At 65.8% G+C, this 16,550-nt stretch carries 14 protein-coding genes, 1 tRNA gene and 1 other RNA gene; 9 read left to right on the top strand and 7 right to left on the bottom strand.

Annotated elements, in window-relative coordinates; genetic code table 11:
• Positions 1-27 precede the first annotated feature (27 nt).
• From K8P63_RS09350 to K8P63_RS09320, 7 genes are all read left to right on the top strand, one after another.
• The gene (locus K8P63_RS09350; RefSeq protein WP_223799527.1) at positions 28-393 is read left to right on the top strand and encodes a response regulator; all 366 of its coding nucleotides are present in this window, start codon (positions 28-30) and stop codon (positions 391-393) included.
• Positions 394-404: 11 nt separating this feature from the next.
• Complete coding sequence (locus K8P63_RS09345) at positions 405-1,487, top strand: chemotaxis protein CheB (RefSeq protein ID WP_223799526.1); 1,083 nt, start codon at positions 405-407, stop codon at positions 1,485-1,487.
• Positions 1,478-2,299 carry a CheR family methyltransferase gene (locus K8P63_RS09340; protein WP_223799525.1) on the top strand — a complete coding sequence of 274 codons (822 nt, stop codon included), beginning with the start codon at positions 1,478-1,480 and terminating at the stop codon, positions 2,297-2,299. Before K8P63_RS09345 ends, K8P63_RS09340 begins: the two co-directional genes overlap by 10 nt.
• Positions 2,300-2,368: 69 nt before the next feature.
• Positions 2,369-3,082, top strand: coding sequence for an N-acetylmuramoyl-L-alanine amidase (locus K8P63_RS09335; protein ID WP_223799524.1), 714 nt, complete (start codon positions 2,369-2,371; stop codon positions 3,080-3,082).
• 45 nt (positions 3,083-3,127) lie between these two features.
• An RNA gene (gene rnpB, locus K8P63_RS09330) (RNase P RNA component class A) lies at positions 3,128-3,512 on the top strand.
• A gap of 46 nt (positions 3,513-3,558) precedes the next feature.
• Positions 3,559-4,086: a J domain-containing protein gene (locus K8P63_RS09325; RefSeq protein ID WP_223799523.1), complete on the top strand. Its 528-nt coding sequence runs from the start codon at positions 3,559-3,561 to the stop codon at positions 4,084-4,086.
• Positions 4,083-4,421, top strand: coding sequence for a hypothetical protein (locus K8P63_RS09320; protein WP_223799522.1), 339 nt, complete (start codon positions 4,083-4,085; stop codon positions 4,419-4,421). The genes K8P63_RS09325 and K8P63_RS09320 overlap by 4 nt, the downstream gene beginning before the upstream one ends.
• Before the next feature lie 15 nt (positions 4,422-4,436).
• On the opposite strand, the gene K8P63_RS09315 is transcribed toward K8P63_RS09320, so the two are convergent.
• Both K8P63_RS09315 and hspQ read right to left on the bottom strand, forming a co-directional pair.
• Entirely contained in the window at positions 4,437-4,850 is a 414-nt protein-coding gene (locus tag K8P63_RS09315; protein ID WP_223799521.1) for a SufE family protein, read from the bottom strand.
• A 40-nt stretch (positions 4,851-4,890) separates the two neighbouring features.
• The gene (gene hspQ, locus K8P63_RS09310) at positions 4,891-5,271 is read right to left on the bottom strand and encodes a heat shock protein HspQ (RefSeq protein ID WP_223799520.1); all 381 of its coding nucleotides are present in this window, start codon (positions 5,269-5,271) and stop codon (positions 4,891-4,893) included.
• A 99-nt stretch (positions 5,272-5,370) separates the two neighbouring features.
• Here hspQ and K8P63_RS09305 point away from each other — a divergent pair.
• Positions 5,371-5,460, top strand: a tRNA-Ser gene (locus K8P63_RS09305).
• A 223-nt stretch (positions 5,461-5,683) separates the two neighbouring features.
• On the opposite strand, the gene K8P63_RS09300 is transcribed toward K8P63_RS09305, so the two are convergent.
• From K8P63_RS09300 to K8P63_RS09290, 3 genes are all read right to left on the bottom strand, one after another.
• On the bottom strand, positions 5,684-8,023 hold the full coding sequence (locus K8P63_RS09300) for a TonB-dependent receptor plug domain-containing protein (protein WP_223799519.1): 2,340 nt from the start codon (positions 8,021-8,023) through the stop codon (positions 5,684-5,686).
• Between the two features lie 115 nt (positions 8,024-8,138).
• Positions 8,139-9,707, bottom strand: a complete 1,569-nt coding sequence (locus tag K8P63_RS09295) for a DUF5597 domain-containing protein (RefSeq protein ID WP_223799518.1) — start codon at positions 9,705-9,707, stop codon at positions 8,139-8,141.
• Between the two features lie 147 nt (positions 9,708-9,854).
• Positions 9,855-12,101, bottom strand: a complete 2,247-nt coding sequence (locus tag K8P63_RS09290) for a beta-L-arabinofuranosidase domain-containing protein (protein WP_223799517.1) — start codon at positions 12,099-12,101, stop codon at positions 9,855-9,857.
• 676 nt (positions 12,102-12,777) lie between these two features.
• Here K8P63_RS09290 and K8P63_RS09285 point away from each other — a divergent pair.
• Entirely contained in the window at positions 12,778-15,465 is a 2,688-nt protein-coding gene (locus K8P63_RS09285; RefSeq protein WP_223799516.1) for a TonB-dependent receptor plug domain-containing protein, read from the top strand.
• Positions 15,466-15,529: 64 nt separating this feature from the next.
• Here K8P63_RS09285 and K8P63_RS09280 read toward each other — a convergent pair whose 3' ends face one another.
• Together K8P63_RS09280 and K8P63_RS09275 are read right to left on the bottom strand one after the other, a co-directional pair.
• Positions 15,530-16,135 carry a LysE family translocator gene (locus tag K8P63_RS09280; RefSeq protein WP_223799515.1) on the bottom strand — a complete coding sequence of 202 codons (606 nt, stop codon included), beginning with the start codon at positions 16,133-16,135 and terminating at the stop codon, positions 15,530-15,532.
• Positions 16,132-16,509, bottom strand: coding sequence for a UrcA family protein (locus tag K8P63_RS09275; RefSeq protein ID WP_223799514.1), 378 nt, complete (start codon positions 16,507-16,509; stop codon positions 16,132-16,134). Before K8P63_RS09275 ends, K8P63_RS09280 begins: the two co-directional genes overlap by 4 nt.
• Between the last annotated feature and the right edge of the window lie 41 nt (positions 16,510-16,550).

The following is a 16,550-nucleotide window of genomic DNA, read 5'->3' as shown; positions in this document are numbered from 1 at the left end:
CTGAACGGCGCGAAGGAACGGGACGCGATGAAGAGTTGCTTGGTGGTCGACGATTCGAAGGTGATCCGCAAGGTGGCGCGCCACATCCTCGAGACCATGGATTTCGCCGTGTCGGAGGCCGGCGACGGCCAGGAGGCGCTCGATCGCTGCCGCGAGGCGACGCCTGACGTCATCTTGCTCGACTGGAACATGCCGGTGATGAGCGGGATCGAATTCCTGCGCGAACTGGGCACCGTCGACCTCCCGCATCGTCCCAAGGTGGTGTTCTGCACGACCGAGAATGGCGTCGCCCATATCCGCGCCGCGATCGAGGCGGGCGCCGACGAATATGTGATGAAGCCGTTCGATCGCGAAACCCTGGAAAGCAAGCTCCAGATCGTCGGCATCGCCTGAGCGCGCGGCCGATGGCGCGCGCGCTCCCCTTATTGCGCGGAGAACCGCCGCAGCCCGAGGTGCGGGTGATGATCGTGGACGATTCCGCGGTCGTCCGCGCGGTCCTCGCCCGCATGCTGGCGGCCCACGAAGGCTTTCAGGTCGTCGGCTCCGCCGGCAGCGCCCCCGAGGCGCTGGGGCTGCTCGGGCAACTCGACGTCGACATCATCCTGCTCGACCTCGAAATGCCGGGCATCGGCGGCCTGGCAGCGCTCCCCGATCTGCTTGCCGCGGGACATGGCGCGAAGGTGCTGATCGTGTCCTCGGCCTGTGCCGAGGGCGCGGCCGCGACCGTTTCCGCCTTGCGGCTGGGCGCGGCCGATACGCTGGTCAAGCCGGGTGCGGTCGGCTTCGCCGGCCACTTTGCCGAAGAATTGGTCGAGCGGATGGCGCGCATTGCGCATCCCCGTACGCACGTCGCGCCGCATCACGAGCCCACCCACAGTTTTACCCCGGCGCCGGTCGTGCCGATCGCATGCATCGGCATCGGCGCATCGACCGGCGGCGTGCATGCGCTCGCCACCTTCTTTCACGCGCTGCCCGCCAGCGTGACCGCGCCCATCCTCATCACTCAGCACCTGCCGGCGCCGTTCATGCCCTATTTCGTGCCCCAGCTGGCGGAAATGGCCAGCCGCCCGGTACGGCTCGCCGCGGCTGGGCTGCGACCGACCGAGGGCGAGATCATGCTCGCGCCCGGCGACGGCAGCCTGTCGCTCGCGCGTTTCGGTGGAGAGGTCCATATACGGCTCGATCGTCGCCGCTCGGCTTCGGGCTTCCTGCCCTCGGTCGATCCGATGATGGCGACGATCGGGGAATGCTACGGTCCCGCTGCCGTGGGCGTGATGCTCAGCGGCATGGGGCGTGACGGCGCGACCGGCGCCGAGACGCTGGTGGCAGCCGGCGGCACGCTGTGGGCGCAGGATGCCCAGACATCGGTGGTGTGGGGAATGCCGGGCGCGGTGGCGAATGCCGGTCTGGCGCAAGATGTCTTGCCGCCCGAGGCGATCGCCAGCGCCATCGCCTATCGCAGCGGAGGCGGTGGGGCATGGAGATGACGCCGCTCGCGGTCCGCGCTCTATCCGGCCTGTTCGAGCAGATGACGGGCCAGCAGCTCGCCGATGGCCGCCGCTGGCGGATCGACGTCGCGCTGCAGGCGGTGATGCGCGCGCGCGACATTGGCGGCCTGGACGCGCTGGCGGCCCAGGTTGCCCATCCCGGCGCCACCGAACTGCGCGCGACGGTGGTGGAAGCTTTGCTCAACCACGAGACGTTCTTCTATCGCGACATGGCCGCCTTCCGCACGCTGGTGGATGAAGGCCTGCCGCATCTGGCCGAGCGGCGCGGCGCGGCGCGGCGGCTGCGCATCTGGTCGGCGGGCTGCTCGACCGGTCAGGAACCTTATTCGATCGCGTTCGCACTCGCAGCGGCCGAAACGCGCTGGCGCGGCTGGACGATCGAGATCGTCGGCACGGATGTCTCTCCCGTCGCCATCGGTAAAGCGCGCGCGGGCGTCTATTCCCAGTTCGAGGTACAGCGCGGCCTGCCGGTCAGGGATCTGATCACGCGCTTCGACCCGGAGGGCGAGGCCTGGCGGGTGCGCCCCGCCGCGCTGGAGGGCGTGTCGTTCGCGGTGCATAACCTGCTCGACCCGCCGCCTGCCGGCGAATTCGACGTGATCCTGTGCCGCAATGTCCTGCTCTATTTCTCGGCGGCGCGGCGGCGCGACGTGTTCGACCGGCTCACCACGGCGATCGCGCGCGACGGGGTGCTGATGCTGGGGGCGGGTGAGACCGTGCTGGGCCAGACCGACGCCTTCCGCACCGATCCGGCGCTACGTGGCCTCTACCGCCCCGCAACGGCTCCCTAGGCGGCATCGGGCGCGTCGCCCGGAATAGCGCTGGCGTGACCGCCGCTGCCGACGCTATGCGGAGTGCCGATGCCCGACGCGATCCTCGATTGCCCCTCGCCGAACTTCGACACGCGCGCTTTGCCGGTCAGCATCATCGTGCTTCATTATACCGGCATGACCGACGGGCCGTCGGCGCTGCGCCGGCTGTGCGATCCCGAAGCGAAGGTCTCCAGCCATTATCTGGTCGCCGAGGATGGCCAGGTCGTGCGGCTGGTCGACGAGGACAAGCGCGCCTGGCATGCCGGCAAGGCGCATTGGCGCGGCATCGACGACGTCAACTCGGCCTCGATCGGGATCGAGCTCGTCAATCCCGGCCATGAATTCGGCTACCGGCCCTTCCCCGCGCCACAGATGGAGGCGCTGATGCCGCTGATGGCGGACATCGCCGCGCGCTACGGCATCACCCGCGGCAATATCGTCGGCCATTCCGACGTGGCGCCGGCGCGCAAGCAGGATCCGGGCGAACTGTTCGAGTGGGAGCGGCTGGCGCGGGTCCGGCTTGCCCTGCCCCGCCCCATCAGGCACCTGACCGATCCGCACTGGTCCGACAGCGGCTTCCTGCTGGCGCTCGGACGCTTCGGCTATGACGTGGTCGATGGCGAGGCGGCGGTACGCGCCTTCCAGCGCCGCTTTCGGCCCGAGACGATCGACGGCGTCGTCGACGGCGAAACGCGCGCCATCCTGCTCTCGCTGCTCACCGGCGGCGACAAGGGCGCGGAAAAGCGGCTCACCGCCGGCTGAGACGCACGCTCGACTTCGCTGCTCGTTACGCCTAGGACCGCCGCGCCAGAGGGCCGGGCGGCCGCCGGCGCGGGTTTCCGCGCGGGAGGAAAGTCCGGGCTCCGAAGAGTGACGGTGCCGGGTAACGCCCGGCGGACGGCCTGGCGACGGGCCGTTCAGGGACAGTGCAACAGAAAGCAGACCGCGTGCCGGGCCTCGGCTGCACGCAAGGGCGAAAGGGTGCGGTAAGAGCGCACCGCGCTGCCGGCAACGGTGGCGGCACGGCAAACCCCACCGGGAGCAAGACCGAATAGGGACGGCATATGGGCTGACTCGGCCCCGTCGTCCGGGTTGGTTGCTTGAGGCGGCGCGCGAGCGTCGTCCTAGAGGAATGGTCGCCCATCCGGCTTCGGCCGGTGGACAGAACCCGGCTTACAGGCCCTCTGGCGCACGTCCTGCGGTAGCGATTCACGCGCCGTTGCACTATCTGGGTCGCGATGGCGCGCTTCACGAGATCGAACGACTGGGGCTTCCCCCGCTGGCGGAGCTACGGCAGCGAGCGCGGGGCGACGCAGGTCCGGATCTGCGACCGGCATGGTTGCGACCGGCCGGGCGACTGCCCTGCCCCCAAGTCACCCAACAGCCCCGAGCGCTGGTATTTCTGCGCCGATCATGCCGGCGAGTATAATCGCGGCTGGAACTATTTCGAAGGGCTCTCGGCCGAAGAGGCCGCCGCACGCGAGGGTGCGGAGCGGCGCGACGCCTCGGGCTTCGAGCAATCGCGCCACTATCAGTGGGGCGGCGCTGGTGACGGCAGCCGCTCGCGCGACGAGATGCGCGCGCTCGACGTGCTCGGGGTCGAGGCCGATGCCGGCTTCGACGAGATCAAGGCGGCGTGGCGCCGGCTGGCAAAGGCCAACCATCCCGACGTGCGGCCGGGCGACCAGGATGCCGCCGATCGCTTCCGCGCGGTCCAGGCGGCGTGGGATGTGTTGCGCACCGCCGAGGAACGTCGCGCCGCATGATCCGCCACGCCTCGGCGCGGTGGCGCGCCGCGATCCTCGTCTGCGCCAAGTGCGAGAAGAAGCTGGGCGGCAGGGGTTTCGGCCCCGACGGGCGCAAGCCGCTCTCCAAGGTGCTGCGCAAGCATGCGGGCGGGGGCAAGGGGCGCAAGGCGTCGATCGGCGTGATGCAGACCAAATGCCTGAAGATCTGCCCCAAGAATGCCGTGACGGTGGTCGACGGCGCCCGCCCGCGCGACTGGCTGATCGTCGCCGCCGGCACGCCGATCGAGGATGTCGAAGCGGCGCTGGACGCGGCCGACGCCGAGCCACGCGCCGGTCGTCTGGCCGCAATCTAGCGCGACCGGCCCGCCTTACGCGAGGCGGGCGGCGGTTTCCCGGATCAGCGCAATCATGTTGGGGATGCCCTGTGTGCGGTTCGAGCTGAGCTGGCGCGACAGATCGAACGGCGCGAGCGTGGCGGTGATGTCGGTCGCGAGGATATCCGCGGGCGCATGATCCTGCACGCTGGCGAGGACCAACGCGATGATCCCCTTGGTGATCGCCGCATTCGAATCGGCGAGGAAATGCAGCCGCCCGTCCGGCAGCCGCGTCGGATAGACCCAGACCGAAGCCGAGCAGCCCCGAACCAAGGTGGCGTCGGTCTTGAGCGCATCGGGCATCGGCTCCAGCGCACGACCGAGGTCGATCAGCAGGCGATAACGGTCATCCGCATCGAGGAACTCATACTCTTCCAGCAGCGCGGCGATTTCGGGGGCGGTCGACATGCAGGCGCGGCTATCAGACGAAGAGCCGGGCCGGAAGCGATCAGTGGCGATGCTCGCGCCGCAACTCGTACCGCCCGTCCGCGAATTGGCCGAACAGCCCGTCGATCGCGGGGTGATCGACCGGTTCCTCGGTATCGTCGCGTTCCAGGTTCTGCTGGCTCACATAGGCGATGTAGCTGCTCTCCGCATTTTCGGCGAGCAGGTGGTAAAAGGGCTGATCGCGGCGCGGGCGCACGTCCTCGGGAATCGATTCGTACCAATCTTCGCTGTTGGCGAAGACCGGATCGACGTCGAAGATCACGCCGCGGAACGAGAACAGCCGATGGCGCACGATGTCGCCGATGCTGAACCGGGCCTCCGCGACCGGAGGCATCGCCGGCAGCGCCTGCCCGGCGGGAAAGGAAACGCGATGTGAAGGCATGCCGTCCTATTTAGTACCGGCGCCCGGTGAAGCAAGCGGCGCTTGGCAAGCGCAAAACCTTCCGCTAGGGCGCGCTCTCCGTCGGCCGGACCCCCATGCGGAGAGGTGCCAGAGTGGTCGATTGGGACGGTCTCGAAAACCGTTGTGGGTTTGCGCTCACCGTGGGTTCGAATCCCACCCTCTCCGCCACTTTCTCTTCAAAGGTCCGGCCCGGAATACCCTCCGAAAGCGATGCCCAGCCGCGCTCGCCCGCCGCGTAGACGCGCAGCGGCTGCGGCGAGCCTGTTGATGGGTGTCGGCGGCCTGCGCTGACGCATGGCCCACATGCTCAGCAGGAACGGCGGCGGCAGCGCCGTCCGGAAGGGCCAGACATCGCCCGGCAAAGTGCCAGGCGATGTCCGGAGAGCGTGACTTAGAAGCTCAGGTCGATCTTGCCGTAATAGAAGCCGCCATTGGCGCCGACCTGCTGGATGATGTTGGAATATTGCAGCACGCCAAGGTAGCGCGCCTCGACCGGAATCCGGTTCGGATGCGCGCCGAACAGATTGTTCGATCCGACCGCCAGACGCACGCCCTTGAAGATCTTGTAGCCAAGTTCGATGTCGGTCAGCCAGCGCGAGTTGGCGGTATAGGGGATGAACAGCGTGTTCGAATAGGCGTTCGGGCCGACCGTATAACTCAGCTCCTGGCTCGCCTTGCCCCACTCGGTTTCGCGCAGGTTGAGGTCGAGCAGGCCATGCGTCCAGTGCGCGCCGAGGATGACCTTGTTCCGGGGCGTGGCATCGACGAGGTAGGATATGCCCTGCGCATTCAGCAGCGGCTTGCCGTTGGCGTCGTTGTTCAGCTTGCGCAGCGACGTCTTGTTGAAGGTCGCGGCCACGCTCCAGTCGATCACGCCGGCGTTGCCCAGATCGGTGCGGTAGTTGGCGGTGACGTCGATACCGCGCGTCCGCGTGTCGGCACCGTTGGCGAAATAGGTGGCGGACACGTTGTTGGGGTCGAGGCCTGACGGCAGGGAGATGCCCTGGGCGGTCAGCGCGTTGATGGCGGTCTGGCCGTTATAGTCGCCGCCGCCGATGATGCGCTTCTTGATGTAGATCTGGTAGGCATCGACCGTCACGGTCAGACGATCGATCGGCTCCAGCACCAGGCCGGCGCTGATGCTGGTCGACTTTTCGGGCTTCAGCGGCGTCGCACCGAGCAGCTTGGCCGCGACCGAACTGACGGCGAGCTGGCCCGATGCGCCGGTCGGCGACACGAACAGGTTGGTGAAATGCTCTTCGGCCAGCGTCGGCGCGCGGAAGCCGTTGCTGAACGTGCCGCGGATCGCCGCCTGCGGGATGATCTGGTAGCGGGTCGAGATCTTGCCCGTCCAGGTGTCGCCTGCATCGCTATAATCTTCGTAGCGGCCGGCCAGATCGACGTCCCATTTGCTCGTCAGATGCGCTTCGATATCGCCCCACCCGGCGTAGACATTGCGGCTGAAATTGCCCGTGCTGACCGGAGCGATGCCGACGAGCGCCTGCGTACCGCTACCATAATAGGAGTCCGGATCGCCCGCGCCGATCTTGTAATAGTCCTTTCGGAATTCGCCGCCGAGCGCCACGTGCAGCGGCGAGGCCAGCCCGATGTCGACGTCGCGCGACAGGCCGAGATCGTTGGTCCATTGCGAGAAGCGGAAGTGCTGCAGGTCGAGCGCGGTCGGCGTCGAGCCTGTGGCGGTAAGCAGATCGAGGTTGACCGTATCGCGCATCGACACGCGAAGCTGGTCGCGCCCATAGGTCGAGCTCAGATCCCATTTGAACCCGAGCAGATTGTCGCCCCGCAGACCGAGCGTACCGGCATAATCGTCCTCGTGCGTGATCTCTCGCGGCGAGAAACCGTTCGGGAAGACGCTGGGTGCGACCGTGGGCAGGCGGTAATTCTCATAGGCGTCGGCATAACGATGCGCGTAGGTTGCGTTGCCATAGAGTTCGATACCGTCGGTGATCGGCTTCATGAAGTTGAGGCCGACATTCTCGCGCGTTACCTTCGGATCGCCGAACACCTTGTTGTCGTGCTTGCCGGTACGGGAATCGTCCAGGCCGCGGTCGGTATGGTCGTTATGCGTGAATTCGGCGGCGATATGGACGAAACCGTCGCTGCCGAGCGCCATGCCGTAATCGGTGCCGACATTGCTCGACCAGCCATCGCCGTGACCGTAGACGCCCGTCAGGCCGTGCGCGCCGAAGCCGTAGGCTTCATGCTTGAGGATGATGTTCACGACGCCCGCGATCGCGTCCGATCCATATTGCGCGGCGGCGCCGTCCTGAAGGATCTCGATATGATCGATCAGGTTGGTCGGGATCATGTCGAGATCGACCGGCGTGCTGCCTTGGTCGGGCCCGGCCGGCGCGTAGATATTGGCGGTGTTGTGGCGGCGCACACCATCCACGAGCACCAGCACATGGTTGGGGTTGAGACCACGAAGACGGATCGAATTGGTCAGCGCACCGACGTCGGTGCCGTTGTTACGACGCGAGACGGAGGGGTTGAGCGTCGTCAGCGCGTCGGTGAGGTTGGTCTGCGAACTGGCCTTGAGGGCATCGGCCGACAACACCTGGATCGGGCTGTTGCTGTCCACCGCCCGCTTGCTCGCGCGCGTGCCGGTGACGATGATCTCGTCCTGCGACAGCTTGGGCGAGCCGTCCGCGGCCGCCGGATCAGGTCCGCCGGTTTGCGCATGTGCGAGCGTCGAGAGCGGAAGAAGCATGGAGCCTGCAAGCAATCGTGCAAGCAAGGGTGAGCGATTGACAGTCATTGCGCAGAATATCCCTTTTTGATGTTCGTCGCTCTCCTGTCCTCCTGACGTTTTTATCTTTGTTTTATCAAAATTGGCCGGTCGTCACGCGGATCAGGCCGGGCGACGTGAGGTTGAGGCCGAAATCGGTTTCGTCGCCGTTGAGCCAGCGGCGTGCGTGCCAGGCACCGTCGACATAGGCGCCGTCTTCAGCGCGCAGCAGCTGGCCGTGGCCCGCGCCCGAGCGCTGGAACTCGACGCGCACGTCGCTGCCGCCGACCAGCCACTGGTCGGCCGCGAGCCGGATCATGAAGATGCGACCCGACAGCGTCTTGGAATTAGGAATGATCGCGGGCGTGGCGCCCCATGCCGGTGGACCGAACGACACGACCGCCTTCCAGCCGTCGGGCAAATCGATCGTCTGCCGCGCCCGCCCCGGCTCCTCGACGGCTGCCCAGATCCGCTTCTCGGCGGCGGCCTGGGCGATCAGCGAGGATATCGGCGCGAGCAGGCCGTAATTGAGGCGATGCACGACCGTGCCGGCCTGCTCGTCCGGCGAGGGATCGGGATTGTCGATACCGAACACCGACATGCCGACGCCGCCGAGCGCCAGGACGTTGTACAGCAACGGCGCGGTCTTCGGGGAGAAGTCGGTTTCGGATACCCAGGTCGGATTGTCTGCCCGATGATATTGATCGAGGACCTTGCGATATTCGACCGGATCGGTCGTGTAGACGTCGGTGCCGATCATCTCGACATTGGGCGCCGCTGCCCGCCACAGGTCGAGCATCGTCCAGACCGCCCCGCCGCTGGGATAGTCGACGCCGGGGCTGTTGAAGCCCTTGTAGCGCATCCAGCAGTTCACATAGACCGGCAGCGGATAGACGGCGCGCCCCGCCGCCGCGATCCGATCGATATAGGTGGCGGTGGCGTAGGCATTGAACGCCTCGGCCGCATCCGGCCCGAACAGCATCGGCCACGTGCCCGTACCCTTGCCGAGCTTGGCGGCGAGCGCGGGCGGCACGGGGGCGGCGAACGCCCGCTCCGCATCGGGGCCATGATCGCGCACCGCGCCGATCGCGCCGGGCTCGTTCTCGACCTGCATCATAATGACCGTGTGGCGATCGCCGTCGACGGCCTTCAGGTGGCGCAGCAGCGTAACATAAGCGCGCTCGTCGGCATCGCGCGTCGCCACGCTGAACGGGCTCTGGACATCGGCGGGCTCGCCACGCTCGTCGATCGTGCGCGGATAATGCGCAGGATCGCTGCGCATCCACGCCGGCGCATAATGGTTCTGCCCATTCTTCCACGTGCCGAACCACAGCAGCACGAGCCGCGTGCCGTTCGCCCGCGCGGTCGCGATCAACTGATCGACGCTGGAGGTGTCGTATCGGCCGGGCTCAGGCTCTAACTGCTCCCAATAGACCGGCACCTCGATCGTATTGGCGTGAAGGTCGGCGGCAGCCTTCATCGACTGGGCCATCACGTCCGGCCACGCGCTCGAATTGTGGATCTGCGCCGCGAGGACGAAGAACGGCTTGCCATCGACGTAGAGGGTGCGCTGGCCGTTTGCGGCGACTGCGAGGCGTGGGATTTCGGTGCCGGACGCAGCCAGCGCCGGGGCCGACAGATGGAAAGCTGCAACAGCGCCGGCCACGCCGAACGCGTCCCGAATCCGGCGTCCCAGGTGCGTCCTGCGATAATCTCCGACCGGCATCCGAGGCACCTCCACAGTGGGATCGGATACGGTATACGTTCTGCTTTATGTTATTGTCGAGCCAATAAAAAACGGCCGAAACGGGCGCTAAATTGCGCGGATAACGCGCACGCGGCGCGGGAAATCCTTGTCGTCGCCATGCACGCGACCGCCGTCCGCGAAATCGACATGGCTGGCCATGTCCGCGGACAGCTGGGTGGACGCCCAATATTCGCAATTGTCGACGAGCGGCCGGACATGGAAATCGCCCACCCCCGGCGCGGCCAGCGCGGTGTACAGCAGACTGAGCTCGTCCCGCGACGGGATGAACCATCCGCCGATGCCGTTCAGCCGATAGCCTTCCGCGATACGCGCGGCACTGCCGGGCTCGAGCCCCGCGGCGAGCATGTCAGCGGTGTTGCAGCGCCCCGCGCCGATCGCCGTGCCACCCGCACCCGCGATTTCGCGCCGGAAGCCGCCCCACGGCGCGCCGAGGCTCTGATCGGCGGGTGCTGCCTCCAGATAGCGCCAGCCGTCGCGCGCGGCATTCGGATTGCGGTAGAAAATCAGCCCGCCGGCTGGACCGACATCGCCGACCTGGAGGTCGTCGCTGAGCAGCCAGACGCTCATCTCCCCCGCGCCGCGATTGGCCCACAGATGATAAGGGATCAGTCGGACAGGTTTGGCCGCCTCGTCCGGCCGGGTCGTACGACGGCCGACCGTATCGATCAGCACCGCGCCGCCCATGAAGGCCGGGTCGAAACGTGCCGACAGCGGGGCGTCCTTGTCGACGAGCAGGTCGAGCACCTTGCCGTCCGCCGCTTCGGGCCATTCCGCGCAATAGACCATCGGCCCGCGCTGAAAGGCGTGACGCCGCCCGCAGGCGCGCACGCGCGGATCCGCGGCGATCCGGCGTACCGGCATGGGCAAGTGCATCTCGATGCGGTCGTCGGGCTGCCACGTGCGCGTCAGCGTGACATAGCCCTTCGCATCGGGCGTGACCGGGATCGCCCGACCGTTGAGCGCGATCGATACGCCCCCCGCCTCTCCATCGATGAAGTGGTAGAGGTTGCCCGGCGCCGCTTCGCCCCGCGCCCATCCCGGAATCCGCAGCTTCAGCGTCGCGGTCACCGGATCGGTCGACGACACGCGCAAGGTGGATGCGCCGTCCCATGGCATACCCGACGTCATCGTCAGGCGCAGCGTGCCGGCGGACACCGCGAAACTGGCCTCGCTGCTGGCGTAGAGATTGACGAAGATCGCGCCGCTTGCGTCCTGCGCGAACAGATAATCCGCCATCGATGCGAAGAAGCGCACGAGATTGGGCGGGCAGCATTCGAGCGAGGCATTCTGCCAGCGCTGATCGCGCCCGCTACCCGCACTGGCGAGCCGGTTGACGTAGAAGAAGTGGCCGCCATCGGCCGACACCCCGGCAACCGCATTATTATACAGGCTGCGTTCCAGCACATCGATGAAGCGCGCCTCGCCCGTCGCCAGATGCAGCCGATGGTTGAGGCGGCTGAACATCAGCACAGCGCAGCTTTCCGAATAAGCCGACAGGTTCGGCAGATCATAGGCCGGCCCGAACCCCTCATTCCCGGTCGAGCCGACCCCGCCGGTGACGTACATCTTGGACGAGACGATGTCGGTCCACATCCGCGTGGCGGCGTCGCTGTAGCGCCGATCGCCGCTCAGCAAGCCGACCTCGAGCATCGAGAGAATGAGCGTGACGCAATTGACCGCATGCCCGACCGCCTCGCGCTGCTCGATCACCGGCGCGTAGGACTGATTGTGCCGGCTGCGCCCGACCGCGTCGCCACGGCCGCGAATGTCGAGATAGTGCGTCGCCAGCGCCAGATGGCGCCGATCGCCGGTGACGCGATAGAGAGCGGCGCAGCACATCGCGTCTCGTTCGCCACCAGCGAACGGCGGATCGCTACGCGCGAAATCCAGCCGCAGCGCCTCCGCGCGCTCCAGCGAGCGCGACAGCGTCGTGCGGTCGCCCAACGCCGTGACGTCGGCTTCGGTAATCTCGAAATCGCGATGTTCGGGCAATTGGCCGGGGATGGCATTGATCGCGCCGGCAAGCTGCCGGATCTTCGCGGCGCGAGCTGGATCGGGCGCCGTCCGCTCAGTGTAGATCGCCGCTTCCAATATGCCGCCGTCGAGCATCCAGTCGATCGGCCGCCGGTCGAGCTTTGCAAGCTCCAGCGGCAGGGTCACCTCGCGGTTGCGCGCGACCTTCGGCGCCCAGAATCGATCGGTAAGCGCCACCGACCAGAATGGAATCCGCGCCAATTTGCCGTCGAGCGCGATTGCCGCCTGCGGCGCGGATCCGGCCGCGTCCGGCGCCATGCCACGTGCCGCCGCTACGCCGAGGGTCGAGGACGAAGCTCCAACAAGAAACTGCCTGCGCCGCATCGTCATTCACACCGCCTCATTTTCAGATACCGTATACGGATCAGCATGCAATGCCGATGGCGCGCTGCATAGTCGACATGCCGTCACCCGCTCCAGGCGAGGCCGAAGCTCGAATTGGGGCCGGCCGTCGGATTCCCTGATGTTAGTCGTCCGGCCGGCGCAGCAAGATTCAAGCCGCAGCTTTTCCAAGGCATCGGCTGCAAAGTCAATGACTTGCGAACCACTCAAGTCGACGTTTGCGAGAATGTGCTTTGATTGGCGGCATATTCGACCGGTTTAGCGAAGGTCGGCCGCCTGCCGAGCGCCCCGAGAGTGATCGTTCGTTTCCTTCTGGGACTTTCTATTGTTGGCCATGTCCAAGGCAACCGCTCTATTCTGGAGCCCCAAAATCCAACAACTAATAGTTCAATGCGTGAAAACGGGAATAATTTGGTCCCGGCGGAAAGTTATCCACAGCACTTATGTGTCAACAAAGACACTATTCCCGTAAACATGATGCGCAGCCTGAGGCCGCGTTGACAGCTTTCGAAACCCGCGTAACTTTTCGGTAACAAAACAATTCCGGAGAGAATGCGAAGGGCGGGCTTTTTCAAGGTCTCAGGGGGATAATATGAAAAAGAACGATCGCATCGGGCTTAAGAAGACATGGCTGTATGCATCGACATGCGCTGCAGCTGCACTTGCGTTTGCAAGTAACGCGTCGGCGCAAGATACCGCCGCACCGGCCTCAGCTACGCCGGCCGCTACTGCGGATACTGGTGAAGTCGTCGTCATCGGCACGCGACGGACTGACCGCACCCTCGTAAATTCGGCATCGCCGGTCGATGTCATCAGTTCTGCCGAGTTGCAGGCGCAGCCAGCCGCGAACATGCTGGACTCGATCAAGAACATCATCCCGTCCTTCTTCGTCGCGCAAAACACGATCGCAGACGCGTCGAGCTTCGTCCGCTCCCCTTCGCTGCGCGGCTTGCCGGGTGACGAAGTGCTCGTGATGCTGAACGGCAAGCGCTTTAACCGCTCCGCGCTCGTGCAGGTCTATTCGGGCGGCGATACCGGCCTGTCTTATGGTGCCCAGTCGTCCGATCTTTCGGCGATCCCGTCGATCGCCATCGGCAACCTGCAGGTGCTTCGCGATGGCGCGACCGCGCAATATGGCTCGGATGCGATTGCGGGCGTGCTCAACTTCGGTCTGCGCAAGGACGCCGGTTTCGAGCTTCAGGGTCGCTGGGGCCAATATTATCCGAGCGACGGCGACAGCCGGCAGATCGCCGGCGACGTCGGCGTCAAATTGGGTGAACGCGGGTTCGTCAACGTGGCGGCTGAATATGATAACGACCTCGGCACCAGCCGCGGCAAGACCCGCCCGACGGCTGCCACGCTTGCGACGCTCAACCCGAGCCTTGCCAGCCAGATCCCCAATTATCCCGGGCCGGCGCAGATCTGGGGTACATCGCCGTCACACGGCTGGAAGGTGCTGGTCAATTCCGGCTACGAAGTCACGCCGAACAGCGAAATCTACTTCATCGGCAACGCCGCCAGGACGCACACCGACGAAAGCTTCAACTACCGCCCGCCGATCACCGTCGCCGGCCTCGTCACCAACACCGGCAGCGGCACCAGCACCGCCACCAACAGCCGCAACGGCTCATATGCTCCCGTCTATCTGACCCCCTGCCCCGCCGGCAATGCAACCTGCCCGAGCGGCGGCTACGTGCTGGATGGCAACACGTTCAGCGCCGCAAACCTCTATCCGGCGGGCTTCACGCCCCGCTTCGTGGGCGTGACCAAGCAATTGTACGGGACTGCGGGCTACAAGGGCAAATTGGACAACGGCCTGACCTGGGATCTGTCGAGCTCGCTGAGCCGCAACACCCTGTCGCTGTCGATGTACGACTCGATCAGTCCATCCTATGGACCGCAGACGCAGACGCGCTTCAACTTCGGAGATCTCATCCAGAAGGAGCTCGACGTCAATCTGGACCTGACCTACCCGCTGCAGGTCGGGCTCGCGAGCCCGATCACCTTGTCGGGTGGCGGCGAATTCCGGCGCGAAACCTACAAGGCGACCGCGGGCGATCTGCAATCCTATGGCGCGGGCCCCTATGCGTCGCAGGCGCTCTACTCGCTGGTTTCGCCCGGCGTCTATGTGCGCAACGGCAGCGCGAGCCAATCGCCGGCGGCCTCCGGCTATGGCGGCACCAGCCCGCAATCGGCCGGCCAATGGAGCCAGCGCAGCTTCGCCTTCTACGGTGGTGCCGAAGCCGACATCATCGAATCGCTGACCGTTGGCCTCGCCGGCCGCTACGAGCATTACAGCAACTTCGGCAGCGCCGAAGTCGGCAAGGCGAATGCGATCTGGAAGGCAACGCCGTGGCTGTCGATCCGCGGCACGGTCGGCACCGGCTTCCATGCGCCGTCCCCCGGCCAGTCGCACGATTCGATCCTGACCACGAACTTCATCAGCGGAAATCAGGTGCAGACCGGCACCTACCCGGTCGATAACCCCATCTCGCAATATTATGGCGCCAAGCCGCTCAAGCCGGAAAAGTCGACCAACTGGGGCGCGGGCGTCGTGCTGCAGCCGGTCAGCCGCGCGACGCTGACCATCGATTACTACAACATCAAGGTCCGCAACCGCATCTTCATCTCGCAGCCCTTCTCCGTCACGGCCGCCGACGTTCTGGCCAATTCCGGGCTGGCCGCTGTGGGCGCGGGCGGCAACGTCAGCTACTTCACCAACGGCCTCGATACACTGACGCGCGGTATCGATGTCGTCGGCTCCTACCGCATGCCGTTCGCGGGCGGCACGCTCAACTGGACGCTCGCCTACAATTACAACAAGAGCACGGTCTCCAAGTCCGATCCGAACGTCATCAGCACCGCGCAGATCATCGACGTGAAGCGGCTCGCGCCAAACCATCGCGCCAACGTCGCGGCGACGTGGTCGGGCAGCGGCTTCACGATCAACGCCCGCGAGAATTTCTATGGCTCGTGGATCAATGCGGTCGATTATCCGACGGTCAAGGACGCCGCCGGCAACACGATCGCCGGGCAGACCTTCGGATCGCGCTTCACCAGCGATCTCGACGTCAGCTACACCTTCCACGAGCATTTCACGCTCACGCTGGGCGGGAACAACCTGTTCAATACCCACCCGGAGAAGATCGCGGCGACGACCTACAACCCGATCTATGCGCTCACCGGAAGCACGTCCGACGGGCAGGTCTATCCACGCAACGGCGGCCCGTTCGGCTTCAACGGCGGCTTCTATTACGTCCGCGTTCGCGTCAAATACTGACGTCTTTCTATGTTCGACCGCGTGGGAGGGGCCTTTGGCCTCTCCCTTTTTTGTCTCGGTCGCCTCAATGCTCGAACATCACCGGCAGGATCGACGCCACCAACAATGCCGCCATCGTCCAATTATAGGCGCTGCGCCGGCGTGGTGAGATGAGATAGCGGCGGATCATCTGGCCGAACATCACCCAGGTCGACCCGCTCGCCGCACCGACGACGGCGAACACCATCGCCAGCAGCGCCACCTGCAGGCGCAGATCGTCGTGCAGCGTCGTGTAGGTCGCCACTGCCGTCAGCGTCATGACCCACGCCTTGGGGTTGACCCACTGGAAGGCTGCCCCCTGCAGGAATCCCATAGGCTTGACCGCGCCGGGGCCAGCGCCGCGTGCCTCGACCGTCACGATCTTCCACGCCAGCCAGAAGATGTAGACGATGCTCGCGATCTTCATCGCGCGGTACAGCGCCGGCTCGGCCACGATCAGCGCGGAAACGCCCAGCCCGACGCACAGCATCATCAGCGCAAAGCCGATCAGCACCCCCACCTGATGCGGCAATGTCCGCACGAAGCCGAAGCGCGCACCGGAATTGGCAAGCATCAAATTATTGGGGCCGGGCGTGAACGACATCGCAATCGCGAATGGCGATACGGCAGCCAGGAACGCGATCGTCGTCATGAGCCCGCCCCGGCCGACTGCTGCAGCGACGTCCGGCCATGGCGCCCGGCAAATGCCGCGGCGAGGACCGGATCGCCGATGCGATCCACGACATCCGCCATGCCATCGCGCCAGCACATCGAAGCCTTCGCATCGGCCTGCACCTCGCGCAGGCTGAAGGACGATGCGCCGCACGCCTCCAGCGCCGCATCGCTCAATCGCGCCAGCGTGACCTGCGCCGCGCGACGCGATTTCGGGTGCAGGTCCAGATGACGAAGCGTGACCGCGTGGACGGAAGCGTCTGCAACCGGGCCGCGCGCGCGTGCCGACGCGGGGGCGATCAGCGCGAATGCAGCGAGCATGGCCACGGCTGCGCGAAGATGGGAATGCGTCATGGATCACCTCCGTCATTGAGGCGGTCCTGATCGATCCTGGC

Source organism: Sphingomonas nostoxanthinifaciens (assembly GCF_019930585.1).
In the GTDB taxonomy this organism is placed as follows: Bacteria; Pseudomonadota; Alphaproteobacteria; order Sphingomonadales; family Sphingomonadaceae; genus Sphingomonas_I; species Sphingomonas_I nostoxanthinifaciens.
Note: the sequence above shows the minus strand (reverse complement) of the source record. Positions and strands in the feature narration are given on the sequence as shown.